We start from the raw sequence: 24,448 nt of genomic DNA, 5'->3' as shown, positions 1-24,448 counted from the left end.
ATGGCAGTCAACACCGTACGTCCACAAGTGAATCGGCCGAAGGCAAACACCCTGCGGGAAGTGCCTAAGGTAGAGAAACCACGTCCGGCCCGCCCGCCGCGCCAGAAGGGCACCAGTTTGTTTGAACTGTTAGACCGCTACACCAAAGTAGACTGGTTCTTCGCCGAAGGTCTGCCCGTTAGGTACTTGCCCAAAGTGCTTTTCCTGATGGCCGTGACCTTGTTTTACATTGGGAACACCCACTACGCTGACCGCACGCTCCGCCGCATTGACAAAACCAAAGCCGAAACAGAAGACTTGCGCGCCGACTATACTACGCTGAAATCTGATTACATGGAAGCCAGCAAGCAGTCTGAGGTGGCCCGCAACGTGGCGCCCCTTGGCCTGATGGAAAGTTCTACCCCACCCATTCAAGTAGTTCTGAAGAAAGATGAATATTAAGAGGTCCATCGTTACGCGAGTGCGGGTGGCCTTTTTGGCTATCTGTCTTTTCGCGTTCGCGATTATTTACAAAGTTGGGTACATCCAGTTCAAGGACGGGGATCGTTGGCGCGAAATTGCCAATGAGAAGCGCTTCCATTACCAGCCGGTGTACGCCACCCGCGGCAACATCTACTCCAATGATGACCGCATCATGGCTACCTCTTTGCCGTTTTACCGCGTAGCCTTTGACCCAACCATTTCCCCAGATGATGTTTTCGCCAAGGGGATTGACTCGTTGGCTATTCAACTGTCCCGTTTCTATGGGGACCGTTCTCCGTCTTATTACAAGCAGAAAATCAAGAACGCCCGCAGCGCCGACCGCAAGTACGTGCGCCTGAACGGCCGCCTCATTAATTACCAGGACAAGAAGATGATGGCCAAGTGGCCGATTTTCAGGGCTGGTAAAAACAGGGGTGGGGTGATTTTTGAAAAACTGGACCGCCGCTTCCTGCCGTTCGGGTCCTTGGCCAAACGGACTATCGGGTTCATCAACGAAGACCGCAATGGCGCTGGTCTGGAGTTCTCGTTTAACCGCCATTTAGCCGGAAAAGACGGCGAAGCGCTGTATGAACGTATGGCCGGCGGTAACAAGCCCATCAATGACGGAACCGAGGTGAAGCCAATGCCTGGTTTTGACATCCAGACCACCATTGACATCAACCTGCAAGACGTAGCTGAGAACGCTCTAAATCGGGCCTTAACGCTGAATGACGCTGCGCACGGCTGTGTGATTCTGATGGAGGTAGGCACCGGGCACATAAAAGCCATCGCTAATTTGGGCCGCCAGAGCGAAGGCGTATACACCGAGGATTACAACTACGCAGTGGGTAACCAGGGACGCACCGAGCCGGGTTCTACCTTCAAACTGGCTTCCATGATGGCCTTATTGGAAGAGACTGACATGGAACTCACCGACACGGTAGATACCGGAAACGGATCTGAGCGCATCGGCGGAGCCGTGAAAACAGATACTCATGGAAACGGTAAAATCAGTTTACAGCAGGTTTTCGAAAAATCGTCCAATATCGGGGTAGCCAAGCTTATTCAGCAGACCTTTGAGAGCAACCCGCAGAAGTACGTGGATTACCTGCACAAATTCGGGTTGCACCAACCGCTGGGCTTCCAGATGAACGGCGAGGCTGTGCCTTACATCAAGTCGCCAAAAAGCCCTAGCTGGAGCCGTCCGTCGCTTTCTACCATGGCCATTGGGTATGAGCTGAAAATCTCCCCGTTGCAGACGCTGGCGTTTTACAATGCGGTGGCGAACAATGGCGTGAAAGTGCAGCCCATGATTGTGAAAAGCATTAAACGCGCTGACCATATTCTGGAGTCTTTTGAGACCAAGGTCCTGAACCCGAAAATCTGCTCAGACCAGACCTTGGTGCAGTTGCGGCAGATGATGGAAGGCGTGGTGGAGAACGGAACGGCCAAAAACCTGAAGAGCGAAGACTACAAGGTAGCTGGTAAAACCGGAACCGCCCGGAAAGTAATCAACGGGAAATACACCAGAAAATACTCTACCTCTTTTGTAGGCTACTTCCCGGCCGATAGACCGAAGTACAGCTGTATTGTCATCATTGACAGCCCGCAAAAGGGTGCCCAATACGGAGGTGACGTGGCGGCCCCGGTTTTCCGCGAGCTAGCCGACAAAGCCTACGCCCAGGATTTAGCTATTCATGCCCCAATGGTGCGCCGTCCGGTGGGAGTTCAACCTAAACTGCCTGTATTGCACGCCGGAAACCAGGAGGAGTTGACTATCCTTTGCAACAAACTAGGCGTGAGCGCCCACCCGCTGAGCCCTGAGGAAGATTGGGTGCGGGTAGATACCCAAAAACAATCAGTCGCTTTGAAACCAGTGCCGGTGAAAATGGGCCAGGTGCCCGATGTCACTGACATGACCCTCCGCGATGCCCTTTACCTATTGGGGAACCACGGCATCAAGGTACGGGCCATAGGGCTGGGAAGGGTAGAAAGCCAAAGTATTCCGCCGGGGCAACCCGTGGCCAAAGGAACAACCATTACCATTACACTTACTAAACATGGCGCAACTAGAAAACCTGCTACAGGTACTCCAGTCACCGCAATTGCTCGGGCCTACTAACCCCGAGCTTTCTGCGTTAACAATGGATTCCCGCCAGGCAGGACCAGGCGTGGGTTTCTTTGCTATCCGGGGTACGCTCCGCGATGGCCATGATTTTATAAATGCTGCCGTGCAGCAGGGCGTTTCTGCCGTATTTTGCGAAGAACTGCCTCAAAACACCCCGGAGCACGTGACCTTTGTGCAGGTACCTAATGCCGCGGAGGCAATGGGCTACGTAGCCGCCGAGTTCTACGACAATCCTTCCCGAAAACTGAAACTGGTAGGCGTCACCGGCACCAACGGCAAAACCACCTGCGTAACCTTGCTTCATAAACTGTACCGTGACTTGGGCTACAATGCCGGTTTGCTTTCAACGGTGCAGAACCAGATTAATGAGACGGTCATCCCGGCTTCGCACACCACCCCAGACGCTATCACGCTGCAAGGTTTGCTCGCGCAGATGGTGAAAGCCGGTTGCACTCATGCGTTCATGGAAGTGAGTTCGCATGCCTTGGTGCAGCACCGCGTGACAGGCGTTCAGTTCGCCGGAGCCGTGTTCACCAACATCACCCATGACCACCTGGACTACCACGGCACTTTTGACGAGTACATCCGGGCCAAGAAGCTGTTTTTCGACAACTTGGATAAAAAGGCCTTCGCGCTGGTTAACTCAGATGACAAGCGCGCCATGGTGATGCTGCAGAACACCAAAGCCACTAAGTACACCTACGCCCTCCGCAAGGAAGCTGATTTCAAAGCCCGTCTGTTGGACAACTCTATCCAAGGCTTGCAACTGGAGCTGGAAGGGCAGGAGGTTTGGTTCCGGTTGATTGGCACGTTCAACGCCTATAACCTGCTGGCTGTGTACGGCGCCGCCACTTTGCTGGGCGAAGACAAGCAGGAAGTACTGGCCAGTCTGTCTAACCTGACTTCGGCCGCGGGCCGATTTGACTACGTGGTTTCTGCCGGCCAGATTACGGGTATTGTGGATTACGCCCATACGCCAGATGCCCTGGAAAACGTGCTGCAAACCATTCAGCAAATCCGGAAGCCGGAGCAGAAGGTGATCACGATTGTGGGTTGTGGCGGAAACCGCGATGCCGCCAAGCGCCCGGTCATGGCAGACATTGCCGCTAAAATGAGTGACCGCGTCATTCTGACCTCTGATAACCCCCGGGATGAAGACCCGCAGGAAATCCTGAACCAGATGCAGGCCGGGGTAAAACCCACCGATTTGAAGAAGTCGCTTTCCGTGGTGGACCGCCGGGAGGCTATCAAAACAGCAGTGCTTTTGGCCGAGGCTGATGACATCATTCTGGTAGCGGGCAAAGGGCACGAGACATACCAGGAGGTGAAAGGGGTTCGTTCGCCTTTCGATGACAAGCAGGTGCTGCAGGAATCCTTCGCCTTGCTTCAGAAATAGAAGCAAAACCAAAAACAGACATTGACCAAAGGAGTGCGGGCGAGACCTTCCTTCTTTTGAAAATAAGAAAAGATGCTTTATTACCTTTTTGACTTTCTGGACAGGCAATTTGACTTCTACGGGGCGGGCGTGATGCGCTATATCTCGTTTAGGGCCGGATTGGCTGCGCTGGTGTCACTATTGATTGCCATGATTTTCGGGGGGCGCCTCATTCGATTGCTGCATCGCAAGCAAGTGGGCGAGTCTATCCGCGATTTGGGCTTAGAAGGGCAATTGGAGAAAAGAGGAACGCCTACCATGGGTGGTCTCATCATCATATTGGCCATTCTGTTGCCCACCCTGCTTTTTGCCCGCCTGGACAACGTGTACATTCTCCTGATGCTGGTTTCTACCGTGTGGTTAGGCGCCATTGGGTTTCTGGATGACTACATTAAAGTTTTCCGCAAGAACAAAGAAGGTTTAGCGGGTCGTTTTAAGATTCTAGGCCAAATCGGCTTGGGGTTGATTGTGGGCTTAACGCTGTTCTTCTCTGAAGATGTGGTGGTTCGCCAGTACATTACCTCCAAAGGAATGACGGCTATTGATTTCTCCAATTCTTTCCGGGATGTTCGGCAGATGATTACTACGGTGCCTTTCACCAAGAACAACGAACTGGATTACCATAATTTCTTCAGCTTCGCGAGTCCGTTGCTGGGGTCATACGCTCGGTTCCTGTACATCCCACTGGTGATTATCATCATCACGGCCGTGTCTAACGGTGCGAACATCACCGACGGAATTGACGGACTGGCCGCGGGAACTTCCGCGATTATCGGGACCACGCTGGCCGTGTTCGCCTGGGTGTCTGGTAACTCGGTGTTCGCCGATTACTTTGACATCATGTACATCCCCAACACGGGCGAGTTGGTGATTTTCTGTACCGCCTTCGTGGGAGCCTGTGTGGGTTTCCTGTGGTACAACTCGTACCCAGCCCAAGTGTTCATGGGCGATACCGGTTCCCTGTCCATTGGCGGCATCATCGCTGTTTTGGCCCTGATATTAAGAAAAGAGCTCTTAATCCCTATCCTGTGCGGCATCTTCCTGGTGGAGAACCTTTCGGTGATGATGCAGGTGAGCTACTTCAAATATACCAAAAAGAAATACGGCGAGGGTAGACGCATCTTCAAGATGTCACCGCTGCACCACCACTACCAGAAACTGGGCTACCATGAATCTAAGATTGTTTCCCGGTTCTGGACGGTAGGCATCATGCTGGCCATTTTAACCTTGGTGACCTTGAAGTTGCGGTAAGCAGATTTTCAGCCTCTTTTCAGAAAACAAGCGCAGAACACTATTAAATAAAAGATAGAATGCAAAAAATAGCCATACTAGGAGCAGGGGAGAGCGGCGTAGGAGCAGCCTTGTTGGCACAAGCCAAGGGCTTTGACGTGTTCGTCTCAGACCGCGGTTCTATTGCAGAAAAGTACCGGGCGCAGCTAACCCAGGCACAAATTCCTTTTGAGGAAGGAACCCATACGCTGGAGCAGATCTATGCGGCCGTAGAAATCATCAAAAGCCCAGGCATTCCAGACAAAGCCCTGGTTATTCAGGGTGCGCTGGAAAGAAACATTCCCATCATCTCTGAGATTGAGTTTGCCGGAAGATATGCCACTGGCAAGTTCATCTGCATCACGGGCACCAACGGCAAAACCACTACCACACTTTTAACTTACCATTTGCTGAAGAGCGCTGGTTTGAAAGTAGCCTTGGCCGGAAACGTGGGCGAGAGCCTGGCCGGGAAAGTGCTGGAAGGTGAATACGATTACTACGTGGTGGAGCTGAGCAGTTTCCAACTAGACAACATGTACGGCTTCAAAGCCCACATCGGGATTCTGCTGAACATCACCCCAGACCACCTTGACCGTTACGAGTACCAGATGGAGAAATACGCAGCCGCTAAGTTCCGCATTGCGCAGAACATGACCTCGGCTGAGTACTTCCTCTTTAACCAGGATGACGCCGAAATCCAGAAATACCACGCTGCCCACGATGTGCCGGGAATGCTGGTGCCTTTCGGTTTGAAAGGTTCAGAAGGCTTGGCTATTCAATACCAAGATCAGGCGATTCAAGCCTCTTTTGCACAAATCAGCGCGAAAGTAGACACCTCCAAATCTCCTTTGATTGGGCAGCACAACCAATACAACACCATGGCGGCTGTTGGCACAGCGCTGTTGGTAGGCATTTCGCCTGCGCAAATTGAGGAAGCTTTGGGCACCTTCCAGAATGCTGACCACCGGTTGCAGCCAGTGGGTGAGGTAGACGGCGTCCGGTTCATAAATGATTCCAAGGCCACCAACGTGGAAGCGGTGTGGTATGCCCTGGACGGAATGCAGCAGCCCATTGTATGGGTGGTGGGCGGCACCGACAAAGGCAACGATTACACTCCGCTGCTGCCTTTGGTGCAGGAGAAAGTGAAAGCCATTGTGTGCTTAGGAGTAGATAACAGCAAGCTTTTAGCCGCTTTTTCAGGAACCGGCCTTAAAATAGTGGAAACCCGTGATGTGAACGAAGCGGTTCAACTGGCCAAGGACTTTGCCGAAGCGGGTGACGTAGTCCTTCTTTCCCCGGCCTGTGCCAGCTTTGACCTTTTCAATAATTACGAACACCGGGGTCGTGCGTTTGCTGCCGCGGTTGCCACCCTTAAAAATACCGTAGCATGACCCCTGTCAAAAACTGGCTTCGCGATAACCTCAAAGGCGACCCGATTCTGTGGGGAATCGTCCTGACTTTCGGGCTCATCAGTATTGCCGTAGTGTACTCAGCTACCGGTACGCTGGCGTACAAAAAGATGGGCGGCAACACCGAATATTACCTTTTCAAGCATTCTAGCTTAATTTTCATCGGGTTAGCCTTTGTGTGGCTTGCGCATAAAATCAACTACCGTTACTACGCTAAGTTGAGCTTGCTGGCACTGATTTTCTCGGTGCCGTTGCTGATCTATACCTACCTGAAAGGCTCCAACATCAACGAGGCTTCGCGCTGGCTCACCATTCCGGTGATCAACCAGACGTTCCAGCCTTCGGATTTAGCCAAACTAGCCTTGATCTCTTACCTGGCCAGCATCTTGAGCAAGCGCCAGATGGACATTGATTCCAAGCAAACCTTGATTCCGTTGTTTTTATGGAGCGGTACAATTTGCGGTTTGATCGCGATGAGTAACATTTCCACCGGCTTGCTCCTGTTTCTGACCTGCCTTCTTTTGATGTTCATCGGCCGGATTCCTATGAAATCCATCATGACTATGATTGCGATTGGTGTTCTGTTCGGAGGCATCGGGATAGTGTTTGGGCAGCGAGCCGATACTGCCATGAGCCGGATCAGGAACTTCATGGACGAAGACCAGACCGTCTTCCAGTTAGAGCAGTCCTACATTGCCATTGCTACGGGCGGGGTTTTGGGAAAAGGGCCCGGAAACTCAGACCAACGAAACGTGCTTCCGCACCCCTACTCAGACTTTATTTACGCCATCATCATCGAGGAATACGGCATGCTAGGAGGCGCTGTGATTCTCTTCCTGTACCTGGCCTTCCTGTACCGGGGCATGATGGCGGTGACCAACAGTTTGGGGGCCTTCGGCGGGTTACTTTCGGCGGGGATCAGCTTTAGTCTGGTCATTCAGGCCATGGTGAACATGGGCGTAGCTGTGGGGTTGGGCCCGATTACCGGTCTGCCACTGCCGCTCCTGAGTATGGGGGGAACCTCCCTAATCTTCACCGGAATTTCCATCGGGATTATCCTGAGTGTGAGCCGTAGCGAGCATGAAGCCAAACTGGCCGCCGCACCCACGACCAACAAACCCGCAAATGTGTTGACGCATGCCTGAGAAACAATACAGATTCATCATTAGCGGCGGGGGCACGGGCGGGCATATCTATCCGGCCGTGGCCATCGCGAATGAGATCAAGAGGCTGCACCCATCGGCTGAGATCCTGTTTGTGGGTGCCCAGGGCCGCATGGAGATGACGCGGGTGCCCGAGGCCGGTTATAAAATCATTGGTCTCTGGATCAGCGGGCTGCAACGCCGCCTGACGGTAGACAACCTTTCTTTTCCCTTGAAGGTGATTTCCAGCATCCGGAAGGCCTACAAAATCATCAAAGACTTCAAGCCAGATGCAGTGGTAGGGGTAGGTGGTTACGCGAGTGGCCCGTTGCTGTATGCCGCTACCAAAATGAATATTCCATCCCTAATTCAGGAGCAGAATTCTCACGCGGGTATCACTAATAAGCTGCTGGCCAATAAAGTAGACAAAGTCTGCGTGGCCTATGACAGCATGTATAAATATTTCCCTAGTGCTAAAATCGTGCTGACCGGAAACCCAGTTCGGCGTGATATCACCGAATTAGAAGGAAAACGGGCTGAAGCCATGCAGTACTTCGGATTGAACCCAGACCGGTTGACTTTTTTGGTGATAGGAGGAAGCCTGGGCGCGCGTACCCTGAACCAGAGCACCGAGAAAGCCCTGCAGAAAATCCAACAAGCGGGTTATAACCTCATTTGGCAAACCGGGAAAGCATACTTCCCTACAGCCGAGGCTTCGGCCAAGGAGTATCCGGCAGACCAGATCAAGGCCAGTGATTTCATCAAACGAATGGATTTGGCGTATGCCGCCGCTGATGTGGTGATTTCCCGCGCCGGGGCATTGTCTATCTCTGAGCTTTGCCTAGCCAAAAAACCGTCTATTCTGGTGCCTTCGCCCAATGTGGCCGAAGACCACCAGACCAAAAACGCCATGGCCTTGGTGCAAAAAGACGCCGCGGTACTGGTAAAAGACTTTGAAGCCTCTCAAAAATTGTGGGATGCTGCTTTCGCGTTGGCCGCCAACCCTGCCCAACAGCAAACCTTGCGCGACAACATCGCTAAATTGGCGAAACCGCAGGCGACTGAAACCATTGTTCAGGAACTTTTGAAACTGGCCTCATGAACCTACATCAATACCGGCATATCTATTTTCTGGGCATCGGGGGAATTGGCATGAGCGCTATCGCCCGTTGGTTTCTGGCCAAGGGCTTTACCGTGGCCGGTTACGACAAGACTCCCACGCCGCTTACTCAAAAACTGGAAGAGGAGGGAGCAACCATCCATTTTGAGGATGATGTGCAGCTGATTCCGGCCTCTTTTCGGGAAAACAAGCCCGAAACGCTGGTGGTTTTGACCCCGGCTGTTCCGGTTTCTCACGCTGAGCGTCAATACCTGGAACGCGAGGGGTTCACCCTCATGAAGCGCTCCCAGGTGCTGGGGCTCCTCACTCACGACCAATACCTGGTGGCTGTGGCCGGAACGCACGGCAAAACGACGACATCCTCTATGGTGGCGCACTTGTTGCACCATGCCGGGGTTTCCACCTCCGCCTTTTTAGGGGGTATTTCAACTGATCTTGGGTCAAACCTGCTGCTTCCCAACCAAGAGGAAGAGCGGGCCTTGTGCGTGGTAGAGGCTGATGAGTACGATCGCTCGTTCCTGACCCTGCACCCAGATATTGCCATTGTCACCTCCACTGACCCAGACCATTTGGATATTTATGGGCAGAAAGAGGCCTTGGTAGAGTCGTTCCGGCAGTTTGTGCGGCAAATCAAACCCAACGGCTACCTGTTGCTCAACCATACCGCTGACCAAAGCCTGGCCGAGGCGGTAGATTCTTCGGTGACCGTGATTCGGTATGGTCTTGAGGATGAGGAGTTACGTGCTATAGACGTGAAAATTTCCAATGGTACCATGAAATTTTCGGCTGAGGGAAGGAACTTACTGCTGCCCCAGACTGCTTTGCAGGTGCCCGGTTTTCATAACGTGGAGAATGCTTTGGCGGCCGCTCAGGCAGTTTCCCTGTTGGGAGTTTCCGCAGAAAAAATTATAGCGGGATTTTCAGAATACACGGGCGTAAAAAGGCGGTTCGAAAAAGTATATTCGTCAGAAAAAAGAGTATATTTAGACGATTATGCTCACCACCCCAGAGAGATAGAGGCGTTCCTTCAATCGGTAAGGGCGTTGTATCCGGGGCAGCGGCTGAGGGTAATTTTTCAACCCCACTTATTTACTCGCACCCGCGACTTTTTAGAAGGATTTGCCCGAAGCTTGAGCCTCGCGGATGAGGTATGGCTCTTGGATATTTATCCTGCCCGGGAAATACCTATTCCCGGCGTGACATCGGCTCTGTTGTTTGAACAGCTTACCGCAGACAAGCTCCTTTTGACTAAAAAGGAAGCCTTGGAGCTATTGGCTAAAGATTTGGATTATAATGTGTTGGCTACCGTGGGTGCCGGAGATATAGATACCCTGGTGCCCGAGATCAAACGATTACTGGAGGAAATGGACCATGTATTGGAATAGAAAGGTTAAAGCGCTTCTATTTGCGGTATTTTGCATGGGGGGATTTGTTTTTTTGGCAGGTTTTTCTAAGGCAAGACAAGAGGGAAAAATATGTAAAAAAGTTAATATTAAAATTGATAATGAGTATAACAATTACTTTCTTAGTGAATCGGAAGTAATGGCGCTGCTGACCCGAAATGGAAGTCAGCCGCTCACCGGAATGAAAAAAGAGGAGATTGATCTCAAGCGTCTGGAAATGCGGATTAAATCGCATAAATTTGTGAGGCAGGCGGAGGTCTCTCGTGATCTGGAGGGAAATATCAATGTCTCTATACAGCAAAACCGGCCCATAGCCAGGTTGCTAAGCACTGAAAAGGACGTGTATCTGGATGAGGAAGGAAATCAACTGCCTTTGTCATCGCTTTACACGGCCCATGTCATTCCTGTGACAACCTCAGTCGAGACATCCAAGGCCAGCTCTTTTTTTCAGGACTCGGCGGGCATCGCATATTTGTCTCTGCTACGGTACATTGAAAAAGACGCGTTTTGGAACGCCCAGTTAGCCCTGATGGACATAGACCAGAACGGCAAGGTGAGTTTCCTGACGCAGGTAGGAGATCAGCGCATTGAGTTCGGGAAACCGGTCAATGTGCCCGAGAAGTTTAAAAAGCTTTTCATCTTCTACAAAGAAGTGATGCCGGTAGTGGGCTGGGACAAGTACAGCCGCTTGAATGTAGAATACAAGGATCAGATTATTTGTGAATAGTTAAATAACATGACGCAGAACGACAAAATAGTTGTAGGCTTAGACATTGGAACAACCAAAATTTGCGCGCTGGTAGGAAGGAAAAATGAATACGGCAAGCTAGAGATCCTTGGCTTGGGGAAAGCGGTTTCTGAAGGAGTAGTGCGGGGCATGGTAAGCAACATTGACAAAACCGTTGAAGCCATCCGTAAAGCGATAAGACAGGCAGAGGAGCAATCTGGTATTGACATAAAGGTAGTGAACGTTGGTATTGCCGGGCAGCACATCAAGAGTCTGCAGCACAACGGCAGCATCACGCGCACTTCCCTGGACAGCGAGATCACCGTGGAAGACGTGAACCGTCTTACCAATGACATGTACCGTCTGGTTACCCCTCCAGGGAGCGAGATCATTCACGTGATGCCACAGGACTACAAAGTGGATTACGAAGATGGCATCATGGATCCGGTTGGTATGTCTGGCGTGCGACTGGAGGGCAACTTCCACATCATCACGGCCCAGTCAAATGCGGTGAACAATATCACCAAGTGCATCACCCGCGCCGGTCTGGAGATTGATCAACTGATTCTGGAGCCATTGGCGTCATGCATGTCGGTGCTGAGCGAAGAAGAGCGTGAGGCCGGTGTTGCTTTGATAGACATTGGAGGTGGTACTACTGACCTGGCAATTTTCAAAGACAACATCATCCGTCACACCGCGGTGCTTCCGTTTGGGGGCAACATCATCACCTCAGACATCAAACAAGGGTGCATGGTGATGCAAAACCAAGCCGAGCAACTGAAGGTGCGTTTTGGGAAGGCGATTGCAGACGAAGCCTCTGATAATGAGATCGTTTCCATCCCTGGCTTGCGTGACCGGACCCCTAAAGAGATCTCCTTGAAAAACCTTGCTTTCATAATTGAGGCAAGAATGGAGGAAATTGTTGAACTCGTTTACTCAGAAATTGTTAGAAGCGGGTATGCCAATCAACTGGCGGCAGGCGTTGTGATTACCGGAGGCGGTGCGCAACTGCAGAACCTGGTGCAATTAGTAGAGTACTTGACAGGCCTTGATGCCCGTATCGGTTATCCGAACGAGCATTTGGGTAAGAGCAAGATAGACTCTGTGAAAAGCCCCATGTTTGCAACTACCGTTGGTCTGGTACTGGCTGGTTACCAAGCCCTGGATGAGCGGGTGAACCGCTACACAGAGATGGCGAATACTCCGGTGGTGCGGAGCACCAATGAGGCTAAACCAGTTCAGAAACCAAGTGGTGGCGGAGGAAGTGACTTCTTCAAGAAGATCTTCGAACGCACCAAAGGCATGCTGATCGATGATTTTGACGATAAGCAACAGAACTATTAACGCGTAATTTCAGGAGAGATAACATGAGTTTTTCATCGTATAAGTTTGATGTGCCATCACACTCCAAATCCATCATCAAGGTAATTGGTGTTGGCGGGGGAGGAAGCAATGCCGTGAACCACATGTTCAACCAAGGCATTAAGGACGTGGAGTTTGTGGTGTGCAATACCGATGAACAAGCGTTGAAAAGCAGCAGTGTGCCAAACAAACTCCAGATCGGGACCACCTTGACCGAAGGGTTGGGTGCTGGGGCTAACCCGGAGCGTGGCAAGCAGGCTGCCTTGGAAAGCAAGGAAGAAATCAGAGAACTGTTAGGGGCCCATACCAAAATGGTCTTCATAACGGCAGGGATGGGTGGCGGAACCGGTACCGGTGCTGCCCCGGTGATTGCCAAAGTGGCCAAGGAAATGGACATCCTCACAGTAGGCATCGTGACGGCTCCTTTCGCTTTTGAAGGACGCAAGAAACGTACGGCTGCTGACAACGGGATCAAAGAACTCAGCGAGAACTGTGATACCGTCTTGGTTATCCTCAATGACAAATTGCGTGAAATGTTCGGGAACCTGCCTATCCGGGCGGCGTTTGCCAAAGCAGATAACGTCTTAACCACCGCCGCCAAGTCCATCGCTGAGATCATCACGGTAACATCTGAGGTGAACGTGGACTTTGAAGACGTGAAGACGGTAATGAAAGACTCTGGAGCTGCCGTGATGGGTTCTGCCATCACCGAAGGCGAAAACAGAGCTCTTCGTGCCGCTGAAGAATCTCTGTCTTCTCCGTTGCTGAACAACACAGATATTCATGGTGCTCAGAAAATCCTCCTTTCCATCATGTCTGGTGATCAGGCTGAACTGGAGATGGATGAACTGACTGAGATCACGGATTACATCCAGGAGAAAGCGGGTGATGACTCTGAGGTGATCTTTGGCCACGGCATTGATTCTACTTTGGGAACCAGCATCCGGGTAACGGTGATTGCGACGGGTTTTGCGCGGGAAATTGAAAGCCTGCCAGCCCCAAAAAAGTCTATTGAGGCCGGACCCATTGGAGCGACTGCGCCTCAGGCAGTAACTGAAGAAGTTATAGAGCCAGTAGCTCCGGTTATCTCTACTACCTACTCGGTGACGCCACCTGCTTCTGCTACCCAATTGGTAGCGAACGAGCCGGTGCGCAAACCAGCTCCGGTAACAGAAAACAACAACCGAATCGTTTTTGACCTAGATTCTGAAACTGGCATGGTTTCTCCATCTTACGAAGAAGAGGTGGTAGTAACCCCTGAACCTATTCAGGAAAGAGACCCGCAACAGAACAGAATGGACGAACGCCGCGAGCGTCTCCGCAGACTGAGCGCTGATACTTATTCAGACGCCTCTATCAAGGAGAAACTAGAGGTGCCAGCTTACTTGCGTAGAAACGTTCAACTGGAAAATGTGGTACCTTCCGCTGAGCAGAAGATTTCCCGCTTTAACCTGAACGACGATAACGAGCTTTTAGGAGACAACCGTTTCCTGCACGATAATGTAGACTAGGCGTTTTCGCCCTGTTTTCAAAAAAGAAGCCCTGAAACGGATTGCGTTTCAGGGCTTCTTTTTTGTTTATATGCTGTAAACAAAGATTAATCAACTGCCACCTTTTAGATTGAGCTGAGTGTCAAATTGGCTTATAAGGAGAGCTTTGGGCCAGTTTATTAGAAAAGAGGCGAAAAACGGAACCTCTAAAAAGTCAGGAACTCCTCAATCTGCTCTTCCAGCAACTGTCGGTACAAGGCATTGGTGAATTGCCCTTCCTGCATGTGCTTATGGATGTAGGGGAAACGGGGCTTCTGTGCCAAAACGTGTAAGCCACAATAATGAAGGACATCGGTGAGGTGACTTAAGGCGATGTTACCGCCCTGACCACCGGTAGAAAGGCCAACGAGTGCCCCTTTCTTTCCGCGCAAGGCTCCGGGGTACTCTAATCCATCGATAAAGGCCTTCAGCACCCCGGGAAAGGAGCAGTTGTACTCGGGCACTATGAACACGATCTTGGAAACGTCAGCTACCCGTTTTCTGAGAGAGAGAAACGCCTGTGAATAGAGTTCGCTCTTGTACAGACTAGGCGATGCAAAATCAAGGGGGAGGTCCTGGAGATCCAGGATTTCAGAAGTTTGGCCTCTGGAGGCTAACAGTTGCTGGTACAGGGTTGCCACCTTCAGGGTGATAGAATTAGGCCGGTTGGTTCCCGAGATGATAAGGATCATGGAGGTCTTGTTTAAGCAACTACAACAGCTTAGGGGAGGGTAAAGTTACGGCTTTTACGGAGCGCATAACAAGTTCATGCTCCTCATTCCCATTTAAGGGCAAGTTTCAGGAAAACAGCCCCAAAATAAAAGGCGAAGCCTCTAAGAGAAGCTTCGCCTTTTTGTAGGATTAGGGTTACCTTATACGTTCTCAGACGTGAAAGAAGCACCAATGTACTCGCGGTTCAGCATAGCGATGTTCTCCAAGGAGATACCCACCGGACACTCAGCGGCGCAAGAGCCAATGTTGGTGCAGGCTCCAAAACCTTCTTTGTCCATTTGGGCTACCATGTTCTCCACGCGTGTTTTGCGCTCTACTTTCCCCTGTGGCAACAAGGCCAACTGGGAAACTTTAGCAGAGGTAAAGAGCATGGCGGAACCGTTTTTACAGGCAGCCACACACGCACCACACTGGATACAGGTTGCCGCGTCAAAGGCTTTATCGGCAATGGATTTTGGAATCGGAATTTCGTTCGCATCTGGTACACCACCGGTATTCACAGAGATGTAACCACCCGCTTGTTGAATTCTATCCAAGGCAGAACGGTCGGTGCAAAGGTCTTTCAGTACCGGGAACGGTCCTGCTCTCCAAGGCTCAATGGTGATGGTGTCACCGTCAGAGAACTTGCGCATGTGCAACTGACAAGTGGTAGTACCACGCTCAGGACCGTGGGCCCGTCCGTTGATGTACAAGCTGCACATCCCGCAGATACCTTCGCGGCAGTCATGGTCAAATGCCACCGGATCAATGCCTTTCAGGAGCAAGTCCTCGTTCAGCACGTCCATCATCTCCAGGAAAGACATTTCCGGGGAGATATCTTTTATTTGATATGTTTCCAGGTTACCGGCCGCTTGGGAGTTCTTTTGTCTCCACACTTTCAGCGTCAGGTTCATTGGTTTGCTGTTAGGATTATTACCAGCCATTTTCTTTCTAATTAGAAATTATGAATTAAGCACTAGAAATTAGGTAGAGGAGAGAGCTCGGTTTGGAGAACTTCCCCCAGACTCCTCTATTTCATTTCTAATTGTTCACCTCAATTATTTGTAGCTACGCTGCGTCAACTTCACGTTCTCGAACTTCAGCTCCTCTTTGTGCAGTACTGGTTGTTGGTTAGGACCGGTGTACTCCCAAGCGGCCACGTAGGTGTAGTTCTCATCGTCACGTAGGGCCTCGTTCTCTGGAGTCTGGTATTCCTCACGGAAGTGACCTCCACAAGACTCGTTGCGGTTCAGGGCGTCGTCTACCATCAGTTCGCCTAGTTCCAGGAAGTCAGCTACGCGGCCAGCTTTCTCCAGGGTAATGTTCAGTTCCTCGTTTACACCAAGAATCTTCACATCTCTCCAGAACTCATCACGCAATTTTCTGATTTCCTGCTTTGCGTACTGAAGTCCTTCGGCGTTACGGGCCATGCCGCAGTAATCCCACATCAATAGACCTAAAGCTTTGTGGAAATCATCTACTGTTCTGGTTCCGTTGATACTTAACAGACGGTTCACATCTGACTGTACTTTTGCTTCTGCCTCTTTGAATGCCGGGTGGCTAGTTTCTATACGGGTAGTTGGGTTTTGCGCCAGGTAGTCACCAATGGTGTACGGGATCACGAAGTAACCATCTGCCAAGCCTTGCATCAGGGCAGATGCACCCAAGCGGTTAGCGCCGTGGTCAGAGAAGTTACACTCACCGGTGGCATACAAACCTGGGATGGTAGTCATCAGGTTGTAGTCTACCCAAAGGCCACCCATGGTGTAGTGCACCGCCGGGTAAATGCGCATTGGTTGCTCATACGGGTTCTCTCCGGTGATTTTAGCATACATCTCGAAGAGGTTACCATACTTCTGGCTGATGGCGTTCAATCCATCGCGCTTGATGGCATCGGCGAAGTCAAGGTAAACGGCCAGTTTGGTGGTTCCTACGCCACGTCCTTCGTCGCAGGCCAGCTTGGCGTTACGGGAAGCCACGTCACGTGGTACCAGGTTACCGAAGGATGGGTATTTACGCTCCAGGAAGTAGTCGCGCTCGTCTTCCGGTATTTGGTCTGCTGGACGGTTGTCACCTACTGCTTTCGGGACCCAAACACGGCCATCGTTCCGGAGGGACTCAGACATCAGCGTCAGCTTAGACTGGTAGCCACCCGATACTGGGATACAGGTGGGGTGAATCTGGGTGAAGCAAGGATTGGCGAACAAGGCGCCTTTCTTGTGGGCTCTCCAGATAGCCGTGGTGTTTGATCCCATGGCGTTGGTGGAAAGGAAGAACACGTTACCGTAACCACCAGTAGCCAGAATCACGGCGTGTGCGCTGTGTGATTCAATCTTACCAGTGATCAGGTGGCGGGTTACAATACCACGGGCTTTTCCGTCTACCATTACCAGGTCCAGCATCTCTGTACGTGGGTACATCTTCACTTTGCCGTAGGCAATCTGACGGTTCAGGGCAGAGTAGGCACCCAACAAAAGCTGCTGACCTGTTTGGCCCCGGGCGTAGAAGGTCCGGCTTACCTGCGCACCCCCGAAGGAGCGGTTCGCCAGCAATCCGCCGTACTCACGGGCGAAAGGAACCCCTTGCGCCACGCACTGGTCAATGATGTTCACGCTCACTTGGGCGAGACGGTACACGTTTGCTTCGCGGGCGCGGTAGTCACCACCTTTGATGGTGTCATAGAACAGGCGGTACACGCTGTCACCGTCGTTCTGATAGTTTTTCGCGGCGTTGATACCACCCTGGGCGGCGATGGAGTGAGCACGACGTGGGCTGTCCTGATAGCAGAATGCCTTTACGTTGTAGCCAAGCTCGGCCAGGGTTGCAGCGGCAGAAGCTCCGGCTAGACCGGTTCCTACCACAATCACATCGTATTTACGTTTATTTGCCGGGTTTACCAGCTTTACATTGAATTTATGCTTTTCCCATTTTTCGGCCAATGGCCCTTCGGGGATCTTGGAATCTAGAATCATAGAGTTCGCTTATTACAAAACAACGTCTTTGATGAAAAAGTAAAGCGGCATAGCAGCAAAACCAGCCGGAACCACAATTGAAAAGAAAGCACCAAACTTCTGAATAGCAGGTGTGTACTTCTTATGGTTTAAGCCCAATGTGTGAAAAGCACTGGAGAAACCATGGTACAGGTGGTAACCCAACGCAATCTGGCCCAACACATAAATCAACACATACCACCACAAGTGAAAAGACTGTACTACCACAGAGTACAAGTCATCATAATCAGTTCCTTCAATCGGAATCATGTTTGGTTCGCCAAAACGGGCTCTCCAGAAGAAGTTATACAAGTGGATGATCAGGAACACCAAGATCACGGTACCCAACAAGCCCATGTTGCGGGAAGACCAGTTGCTATTGTCCTGCGGCCGGTTATAGGCATACTGCACAGGTCTCACGCTTTTGTTACGGCGGGTGAGCACCAGGGCCTCATAGATGTGGAACACAAAGCCTAACACCAGCACTATCTCCATGGTGCGGATGATGGGATTAGTGGCCATAAAATGGGAGTAGATGTTGAAGGAAGCTCCTCCATCACCCTTGAACAATTGCAGGTTGCCCACCAGGTGCACCACCAAAAAAGAGCAGAGAAACAGACCAGTGACAGCCACCAGCAGTTTTCGGCCGATGGTACTGGAAAACGTTTTAGAAAACCAACTCATTTTGTTGTGTTAAGGTTGATAAATAAGGTGTGTAAAGGATTGGTTAAATCTCTTCAAAGGTACATGCCGCGGCATTCTCAAGCAATTGAACTGTCTATTTTGATTAAATCTAAATTATATTCTACTATGCGGGGCTTTGATTAGAGAAGTCACTGTTTTTGGAGTGTTTTTGTAAAAATCCCTAAAAACCGGAATAGATAAGGAGAATTACAACAGTGCAACTAAGAATTCGTTATACCATAAACCTGTACCTATATAACCATGGTCCAATACATTTGTTGTAATCATCCATGGTCAATCTATAGATTCTTCTATCTTTGTTTTTGCATGCAAAACGCTACTATATGCCTCTAATTTTACAGAAAGTGAGGGCCTTCCTGTTTTTGCTGTGTGGGCTGTTTCTTTTTTCGTTGATTTCCTCACCCGCTGCGCAAGCCACGCACTTACGCGCCGGAAACATATACGTAAAGAGTGATACCACCGCCACTAAAAACCCTCTTCGGTTCTTTTTTACCCTTGAAACATACAGCGTGGCCCCTCCGCCCTTTGAGGACCTTGAAGCTACTTTGTATTTCGGAGACTGTACCAGTCAGCGCGTACCCAGAGAATCAAGGACCTTGATTGGCGGGAACCAGAACGGTACCTTCCTGAATATTTATCGGTTTGAACATATTTACTCCGGTCCGGGTACTTTCACGGTGACGTTCGTGGGCGAGAACCGTAATGGCGGGGTAGTCAATATCTCCTCCTCGGTACAGCAGACGTTCTTTCTGCAGAGTACCCTAACGGTAGATCCTTTCCTGGGAATCAACAGATCGCCTATTTTGCAATATGACCCCGTTGATGTAGCCGTCCGGAATCAGATCTATATCCACAACCCCGGAGGCTATGACCCAGACGGAGATAGTTTGTCCTACAAAATGCTGGAGCCAAGGGTTTTCAGTGCGAACGATGCCTGCGGTAACCCCACGGGGAGAACCGCTCCGGGGTATAGAGGCTTGGAAAACTTTTTAGGCAGGGTAGATAATTCTAATGGCAGGCCCACCGGCCTGACCTTAGACCGAAATACCGGTCAGTTAACCTGGAACACCCCCGGAGTTCTTGGGGAATTCAACATCGCCTTTGTTGTGGAGGAGTGGCGTAACGGCCGCCTCATTGGCCAGGTGATCAGGGATATGCAGATTTTTGTGCGCGAAGACCCCAACCGGCCGCCCGTCCTGATCATTCCCCGGGATACCTGTATCGTGGCCGGAACCCTGCTGCGTGATACCATCCGGGCGAGGGACCCAGACCGTGACCCGGTTATTATCTCGGCAGTGGGGAGCATGCTTCCGCCCGCTACTTTCCCTAAACTCAACGATACCACGCATATCTTCAACTGGCAGACTACTTGCCTGGATGTGCGCAGAGCTCCGTACCAGGTGTTGTTCCGAGCCGAGGATCAGCCGCCTTCCGGCATAAAGCTGGTGGATTTGCAGCCTTGGCGCATCACCATTGTTGGGCCGCCTCCGGTGCTGGTCTCAGCGGTGCCGCAGTCAAGTAGTTCCATCCGGCTCAACTGGAACCCCTATACCTGCCCCAATGCAACCACCATGTTCATTTACCGCAAGGAAGGACCCTCTGATTTCAGGCCAGATACGTGTACCACGGGTATTCCGGCCTCAGCAGGTTATACGCTGGTGGGGCAAGTCAGCGCTGGGGTTGTGACTTTCCTGGATAACAACAACGGACAGGGACTGGAACGGAACAAGACCTATTGCTACCGCATTTACGCTGAATTCCCGCAACCCGCCGGAGGCAGCAGTATCGCGTCTAATGAGGTGTGCGCCACCCTGGAATCTATTTCCCTAACCAAGGTAAGTGTCGTGGAAACCAGCACCACTACGGGCAAGATTCGGGTAGAGTGGAGTAAGCCTCGGCCCGCGAACATTGCCCAACTCACGGCTCCCTTTTCGTACCGTCTGTCGCGGGTACAAGGCCAAAATCGGAGTGCTACGGCAGCGTTTGCCCCAGTAACGGGGTATACCTTCAACAGCCTCAACGATACCGTATTCACCGACAATAACCTGAATACCGAAGATACCTCTTACACCTATAAAGTAGAGTTCTTCCATTCAGGAACCACCGGAAGCCCAACCGTTTTGGTTGATTCCTCAACAGCCAGCAGCGTACGGCTGAGCGGACAGGCGAATGGCCCTACCATGGTGCTTAACTGGACCTATAATGTGCCCTGGAACAACGCCAGTACCGCTGCCAAGCCGCTTTACCACGTCATTTTCTTGGATGATAACGGCGACCGAACCTTCGTGAGGTACGACAGTGTGCAGGCCACGGCCACTTCGGGGACGTACAGCAAGGAAATCCCATTACAGCCCGGCAGGGAGTACTGCGTGTATGTACAAACCCGGGGAACCTTTGACAATCCGTTCTTACCAGATCCAATCCTGAACAACAGCCAGGAAGTGTGTCTCACTAGGTTATGCGTGCCAGTGCTGGAGATCGATCCGTTGGTGTGTGACGAGAACTTCGTGCCGAACGGGCCTCCTTTCACCAATACCCTCACGTGGCGCTTGCCGGAAGGGTGTAACGCCAATGCAATTGATTTCTACACTTTATATTACCGCGAGACCGAAGAAGGTGAATTCGTGAAACTAGCCACGATAGATAATAATGGGCAGGCAGTGTACCAATACCTGCACCAGAATCTAGTGTCCTACGCCGGTTGTTACGTAGTCACCGCCACTGATGCCAATGGCGTGGAGGGAGAGCAAAGCAACATCGTCTGCAAAGACAACTGTATCGTTTTCTCGCTGCCAAACATTTTCACTCCAAACGGAGACGGTAGAAACGATGTCTTCACGCCTAAACAAGGCGCCACATTCATCAAGCGGGCCACCCTCAGGGTGTTCAACCGATGGGGTAATAAAGTGTTTGAAGGCAGCGGCGACCCGGCTCTGAACTGGCGGGGCGTAGACAACAACGGCAAAGCCCTCTCAGATGCCACGTACTTCTATCAGGTAGAAGTGGAGTTCTACGGCCTGAAACCCGATGTGCGAACCTTCAAAGGTTGGGTAGAGATCGTCCACTAAACCCTGATTTTCCGTATTCAATTTAAAGGATGGTGCCTGTTCCAAGAATGGGTACCATTTTTATATCTTTGCGATTCCCTTACATTTAAACCACCGGTTTTTAGCTTGTTTTAAAGAAAACGCGCTGAAACCACCCAACACACGCAACGCATGAAAGCATATGTTTTTCCGGGCCAAGGCGCTCAGTTTGTAGGAATGGGCAAGGACCTGTACGAGCAACACCAAGCCGCCAAAGACCTTTTTGAGAGAGCCAACGAGATCCTGGGTTTCCGGATCACCGATATCATGTTCTCAGGAACTGACGAACAGTTAAAAGAAACCAAGGTAACCCAGCCGGCCATTTTCCTGCATTCGGTGATTCAGGCTGCCGTAGCCCAGGACTTCGCCCCGGAAATGGTTGCCGGACACTCTCTGGGAGAGTTCTCGGCTTTGGTAGCCAACAAAGTACTGGCCTTTGAAGACGCCTTGCGGTTGGTGTCTAAAAGAGCGCTGGCCATGCAGGCGGCCTGCGAGGAGGAGCCTTCCACCATGGCGGCAATTTTAGGCCTGGAAGACGAAAAAGTAGAGCAAATCTGCGCAGAGGTGAACGAGGTAGTAGTCGCGGCTAATTACAACTGCCCCGGCCAATTGGTGATCTCAGGTTCAATTGCGGGGGTAGAGGAAGCCTGCGAGCGCCTGAAGGCCGCCGGTGCCAAGCGTGCCCTGGTGCTGCCGGTAGGAGGGGCGTTCCACTCGCCGTTGATGAAATCGGCTGAGGCCGAACTGGAAAAAGCCATTATGGACACTGAGTTCAAGCAAGGCATTTGCCCTGTATACCAGAACGTGGACGCCAAACCGCACACAGATCCTAAGGAAATTCAACAGAACCTGATCAAGCAGTTAACCGCTCCCGTACGTTGGACCCAATCGGTGCAGCAGATGATCGCTGACGGTGCCACCATTTTCATTGAGTGCGGGCCGGGCAAAGTGCTACAGGGCTTGGTAAAGAAAATAGACAAAACCGCCGAAGTAGGTCAGGTTAGCTAAGACTGTTTTTACCTTCTTTTCCTGAAAGCACACCTAAAACAGATGGGGCACATGCAGCAGATCTTCAAACAGAAAATGCCCAGGCAACTGGTCTTCGGGATTGATATCTGTTTGTGTGCCCTTTCTTTTTTCATAGCGTACCTGCTGCGCTTCAATTTTGACCTGAGGAAGTACACCGAGCTTTCGGTGGCCCAGATGCTGCCCATTGTGTTGGCGGTTCGGGCAGTGGCTTTTTATTATACCAGAACATACGCCGGTATTCTGCGCTACACTAGCCTGGATGACCTTCGCAAATTGTTCATCGCCCTTACCGCAAGTTCTTTTCTGCTGGTGGTGGCGCAGTTGGTTTACAACAAAGTGCTGGGCTACCAGAACTTCATTCCTATATCGGTCCTCCTGATAGACTATCTGGGTTGTATTCTGGCCTTGTCGTTATTCAGGGGCTGGGCCAAGATTGTGCATTACGAGTGGAACCACGCCAACACGCACAAGGTCAACGTGGCCATTTTCGGGGCAGGGGAGGTAGGGACCATTACCCTCCGGACCTTGCAGCAGGACATGGGCACCTACTACCATTTCGTCTCTTTTCTGGACGATGACGATAAGAAGCAAAACCTGATCATCAACGGCGTGCCCATTCAACGTCCGCTTGAAGACTTTGTTAACCATCTTACATCTCTGCACATTGACTTACTCATTGTTGCGGTGCAGCAGCTACCCATAGCCCGAAGAAGGCAGTTGGTGGAGGCTTGTCTGAGCGCCGGCGTGCAAGTGTTGGTGGTGCCTCCGGTGTATAAATGGATCAACGGCGAATTGAGTTTCAAGCAGATCAGGGAGGTCCGTATTGAAGACGTGTTGGGCAGACCCACCACTGAAATCGATTCTCCGCAACTGCACAATGAACTACAGAACCGCACCATACTGGTAACCGGGGCAGCGGGTTCCATTGGGAGTGAACTGGTGCGGCAACTCATCAAATTCAAGCCTAAACAGCTCATTCTGTTGGACCAGGCCGAGTCAGCGCTGTATGACCTTGAACTGGAATTGACCGAGCTATACGTGAAGCTGAACTTTGAAGTGGTACTGGGCGACATCTGCAACAAAGCCCGGATGGAAGCAATGTTCCGCAACTTCCGGCCCGAAATGGTTTTTCACTGCGCCGCCTACAAACACGTGCCGGTGATTGAAGAAAACCCTACCGAATCCCTGAACACAAACATACTGGGCACTAAAGTTCTCGCCGATTTGGCAGTAAAATACCAGGTGCAGAAGTTCGTACTCCTTTCCACCGACAAAGCGGTGAACCCTACCAGCGTGATGGGGGCTTCCAAACGGGTCTGTGAGATGTATGTGCAGGCGCTGGACCATTATCTGCGTGATTCCGGAAACAAGCACACCCGCTTCATCACCACCCGTTTCGGGAACGTATTAGGCAGTACCGGATCAGTAATCCCGAGGTTCCGGAAGCAGATTGAAGAGGGCGGGCCTGTCACCGTTACCCACCCCGATATTTCCCGTTTCTTTATGTCTATCAGGGAGGCCTGTCAGTTGGTGTTGGAAGCCGCTTCCATGGGCTCGGGTGGCGAAATCTACATCTTTGACATGGGCGACTCCATCAAGATTGTGGACTTGGCCAAGAAGATGATCAAACTCTCTGGGCTCACTTTAGGCAAGGACATCCAACTGGTGTATACCGGCCTCCGCCCCGGCGAAAAGCTGGAGGAGGAACTCTTCCACGAGAATGAATCAGTTCAGGTTACTGACCATCCCAAGATAAGGCTAGCCAATTTACCTACCCCGCACAGCGAACGCGTTCTTCAGGAGATTCAGGTACTCATTGACATGTTTGGCTCACAAAACAATGTGTCCGTCATCAAAAAGATGAAGCAACTGGTGCCGGAATATGTAAGCCAAAACTCGGTCTATCAGAAGTTCGACTTAAGAAAGTAAAGTCGGTTAATG

Annotated in this window: 18 protein-coding genes; 14 read left to right on the top strand and 4 right to left on the bottom strand. The window is 51.3% G+C overall.

The annotated features are described in order from the left end of the window. From EFB08_RS07625 to ftsZ, 11 genes are all read left to right on the top strand, one after another. Entirely contained in the window at nt 1-441 is a 441-nt protein-coding gene (locus EFB08_RS07625) for an FtsL-like putative cell division protein (protein ID WP_123126338.1), read from the top strand. Beyond that, on the top strand, nt 431-2,584 hold the full coding sequence (locus EFB08_RS07620) for a penicillin-binding protein (protein ID WP_123126337.1): 2,154 nt from the start codon (nt 431-433) through the stop codon (nt 2,582-2,584). The genes EFB08_RS07625 and EFB08_RS07620 overlap by 11 nt, the downstream gene beginning before the upstream one ends. Next, the gene (locus EFB08_RS07615) at nt 2,523-3,986 is read left to right on the top strand and encodes a UDP-N-acetylmuramoyl-L-alanyl-D-glutamate--2,6-diaminopimelate ligase (RefSeq protein ID WP_123126336.1); all 1,464 of its coding nucleotides are present in this window, start codon (nt 2,523-2,525) and stop codon (nt 3,984-3,986) included. The genes EFB08_RS07620 and EFB08_RS07615 overlap by 62 nt, the downstream gene beginning before the upstream one ends. A 72-nt stretch (nt 3,987-4,058) precedes the next feature. Continuing rightward, the gene (gene mraY / locus EFB08_RS07610) at nt 4,059-5,276 is read left to right on the top strand and encodes a phospho-N-acetylmuramoyl-pentapeptide-transferase (protein ID WP_123126335.1); all 1,218 of its coding nucleotides are present in this window, start codon (nt 4,059-4,061) and stop codon (nt 5,274-5,276) included. Nucleotides 5,277-5,335: 59 nt separating this feature from the next. Beyond that, a complete protein-coding gene (murD, locus tag EFB08_RS07605) occupies nt 5,336-6,685 on the top strand; it encodes a UDP-N-acetylmuramoyl-L-alanine--D-glutamate ligase (protein ID WP_123126334.1) in 1,350 nt (449 codons plus the stop codon). After that, a complete protein-coding gene (locus EFB08_RS07600) occupies nt 6,682-7,848 on the top strand; it encodes an FtsW/RodA/SpoVE family cell cycle protein (protein WP_123126333.1) in 1,167 nt (388 codons plus the stop codon). Before murD ends, EFB08_RS07600 begins: the two co-directional genes overlap by 4 nt. Continuing rightward, nucleotides 7,841-8,947, top strand: a complete 1,107-nt coding sequence (gene murG, locus EFB08_RS07595; RefSeq protein ID WP_123126332.1) for an undecaprenyldiphospho-muramoylpentapeptide beta-N-acetylglucosaminyltransferase — start codon at nt 7,841-7,843, stop codon at nt 8,945-8,947. The genes EFB08_RS07600 and murG overlap by 8 nt, the downstream gene beginning before the upstream one ends. Next, nucleotides 8,944-10,350: a UDP-N-acetylmuramate--L-alanine ligase gene (gene murC, locus EFB08_RS07590; RefSeq protein WP_123126331.1), complete on the top strand. Its 1,407-nt coding sequence runs from the start codon at nt 8,944-8,946 to the stop codon at nt 10,348-10,350. Before murG ends, murC begins: the two co-directional genes overlap by 4 nt. Before the next feature lie 157 nt (nt 10,351-10,507). Further along, the gene (locus tag EFB08_RS07585; protein ID WP_227006251.1) at nt 10,508-11,095 is read left to right on the top strand and encodes a cell division protein FtsQ/DivIB; all 588 of its coding nucleotides are present in this window, start codon (nt 10,508-10,510) and stop codon (nt 11,093-11,095) included. 9 nt (nt 11,096-11,104) lie between these two features. Further along, nucleotides 11,105-12,439 (top strand): cell division protein FtsA, encoded by a 1,335-nt coding sequence (gene ftsA, locus EFB08_RS07580; protein WP_123126329.1) that lies wholly within the window; start codon nt 11,105-11,107, stop codon nt 12,437-12,439. Nucleotides 12,440-12,462: 23 nt separating this feature from the next. Beyond that, a complete protein-coding gene (ftsZ, locus tag EFB08_RS07575) occupies nt 12,463-13,968 on the top strand; it encodes a cell division protein FtsZ (RefSeq protein WP_123126328.1) in 1,506 nt (501 codons plus the stop codon). Between the two features lie 185 nt (nt 13,969-14,153). Here the strand turns inward: ftsZ and EFB08_RS07570 are convergent, their stop codons facing one another. From EFB08_RS07570 to EFB08_RS07555, 4 genes are all read right to left on the bottom strand, one after another. Continuing rightward, the gene (locus EFB08_RS07570) at nt 14,154-14,678 is read right to left on the bottom strand and encodes an NADPH-dependent FMN reductase (RefSeq protein WP_123126327.1); all 525 of its coding nucleotides are present in this window, start codon (nt 14,676-14,678) and stop codon (nt 14,154-14,156) included. Between the two features lie 180 nt (nt 14,679-14,858). After that, a complete protein-coding gene (locus EFB08_RS07565; protein ID WP_123126326.1) occupies nt 14,859-15,611 on the bottom strand; it encodes a succinate dehydrogenase/fumarate reductase iron-sulfur subunit in 753 nt (250 codons plus the stop codon). 144 nt (nt 15,612-15,755) lie between these two features. Then, the gene (locus EFB08_RS07560; RefSeq protein WP_123126325.1) at nt 15,756-17,669 is read right to left on the bottom strand and encodes a fumarate reductase/succinate dehydrogenase flavoprotein subunit; all 1,914 of its coding nucleotides are present in this window, start codon (nt 17,667-17,669) and stop codon (nt 15,756-15,758) included. 12 nt (nt 17,670-17,681) lie between these two features. Further along, entirely contained in the window at nt 17,682-18,371 is a 690-nt protein-coding gene (locus EFB08_RS07555) for a succinate dehydrogenase cytochrome b subunit (RefSeq protein WP_123126324.1), read from the bottom strand. A gap of 344 nt (nt 18,372-18,715) precedes the next feature. On the opposite strand from EFB08_RS07555, the gene EFB08_RS07550 reads away from it, so the two are divergent. The 3 genes from EFB08_RS07550 (at nt 18,716) to EFB08_RS07540 (ending at nt 24,436) form a co-directional block, all read left to right on the top strand. Then, nucleotides 18,716-21,460: a T9SS type B sorting domain-containing protein gene (locus EFB08_RS07550; protein WP_123126323.1), complete on the top strand. Its 2,745-nt coding sequence runs from the start codon at nt 18,716-18,718 to the stop codon at nt 21,458-21,460. 150 nt (nt 21,461-21,610) lie between these two features. Further along, a complete protein-coding gene (fabD, locus tag EFB08_RS07545) occupies nt 21,611-22,486 on the top strand; it encodes an ACP S-malonyltransferase (RefSeq protein ID WP_123126322.1) in 876 nt (291 codons plus the stop codon). 51 nt (nt 22,487-22,537) lie between these two features. Next, nucleotides 22,538-24,436 carry a polysaccharide biosynthesis protein gene (locus EFB08_RS07540; RefSeq protein WP_165864826.1) on the top strand — a complete coding sequence of 633 codons (1,899 nt, stop codon included), beginning with the start codon at nt 22,538-22,540 and terminating at the stop codon, nt 24,434-24,436. The last annotated feature ends 12 nt before the right edge of the window (nt 24,437-24,448 follow it).

Source organism: Rufibacter latericius (assembly GCF_003721515.1).
In the GTDB taxonomy this organism is placed as follows: Bacteria; Bacteroidota; Bacteroidia; order Cytophagales; family Hymenobacteraceae; genus Nibribacter; species Nibribacter latericius.
The sequence above is the reverse complement of the archived record's forward strand: the minus strand, read 5'-3'. Positions and strand labels throughout refer to the sequence as shown.

Excerpts from the sequence above, each read along its gene's own strand:
- ftsA (WP_123126329.1), top strand. The coding sequence starts at position 11,105 with ATGACGCAGAACGACAAAATAGTTGTAGGCTTAGACATTGGAACAACC.
- EFB08_RS07625 (WP_123126338.1), top strand. The coding sequence starts at position 1 with ATGGCAGTCAACACCGTACGTCCACAAGTGAATCGGCCGAAGGCAAAC.
- EFB08_RS07550 (WP_123126323.1), top strand. The coding sequence starts at position 18,716 with ATGCCTCTAATTTTACAGAAAGTGAGGGCCTTCCTGTTTTTGCTGTGT.
- EFB08_RS07570 (WP_123126327.1), bottom strand. The coding sequence starts at position 14,678 with ATGATCCTTATCATCTCGGGAACCAACCGGCCTAATTCTATCACCCTG.
- murC (WP_123126331.1), top strand. The coding sequence starts at position 8,944 with ATGAACCTACATCAATACCGGCATATCTATTTTCTGGGCATCGGGGGA.
- EFB08_RS07555 (WP_123126324.1), bottom strand. The coding sequence starts at position 18,371 with ATGAGTTGGTTTTCTAAAACGTTTTCCAGTACCATCGGCCGAAAACTG.
- ftsZ (WP_123126328.1), top strand. The coding sequence starts at position 12,463 with ATGAGTTTTTCATCGTATAAGTTTGATGTGCCATCACACTCCAAATCC.
- EFB08_RS07560 (WP_123126325.1), bottom strand. The coding sequence starts at position 17,669 with ATGATTCTAGATTCCAAGATCCCCGAAGGGCCATTGGCCGAAAAATGG.
- EFB08_RS07585 (WP_227006251.1), top strand. The coding sequence starts at position 10,508 with ATGGCGCTGCTGACCCGAAATGGAAGTCAGCCGCTCACCGGAATGAAA.
- murG (WP_123126332.1), top strand. The coding sequence starts at position 7,841 with ATGCCTGAGAAACAATACAGATTCATCATTAGCGGCGGGGGCACGGGC.
- mraY (WP_123126335.1), top strand. The coding sequence starts at position 4,059 with ATGCTTTATTACCTTTTTGACTTTCTGGACAGGCAATTTGACTTCTAC.
- EFB08_RS07600 (WP_123126333.1), top strand. The coding sequence starts at position 6,682 with ATGACCCCTGTCAAAAACTGGCTTCGCGATAACCTCAAAGGCGACCCG.
- EFB08_RS07540 (WP_165864826.1), top strand. The coding sequence starts at position 22,538 with ATGCAGCAGATCTTCAAACAGAAAATGCCCAGGCAACTGGTCTTCGGG.
- fabD (WP_123126322.1), top strand. The coding sequence starts at position 21,611 with ATGAAAGCATATGTTTTTCCGGGCCAAGGCGCTCAGTTTGTAGGAATG.
- EFB08_RS07565 (WP_123126326.1), bottom strand. The coding sequence starts at position 15,611 with ATGAACCTGACGCTGAAAGTGTGGAGACAAAAGAACTCCCAAGCGGCC.
- murD (WP_123126334.1), top strand. The coding sequence starts at position 5,336 with ATGCAAAAAATAGCCATACTAGGAGCAGGGGAGAGCGGCGTAGGAGCA.
- EFB08_RS07620 (WP_123126337.1), top strand. The coding sequence starts at position 431 with ATGAATATTAAGAGGTCCATCGTTACGCGAGTGCGGGTGGCCTTTTTG.
- EFB08_RS07615 (WP_123126336.1), top strand. The coding sequence starts at position 2,523 with ATGGCGCAACTAGAAAACCTGCTACAGGTACTCCAGTCACCGCAATTG.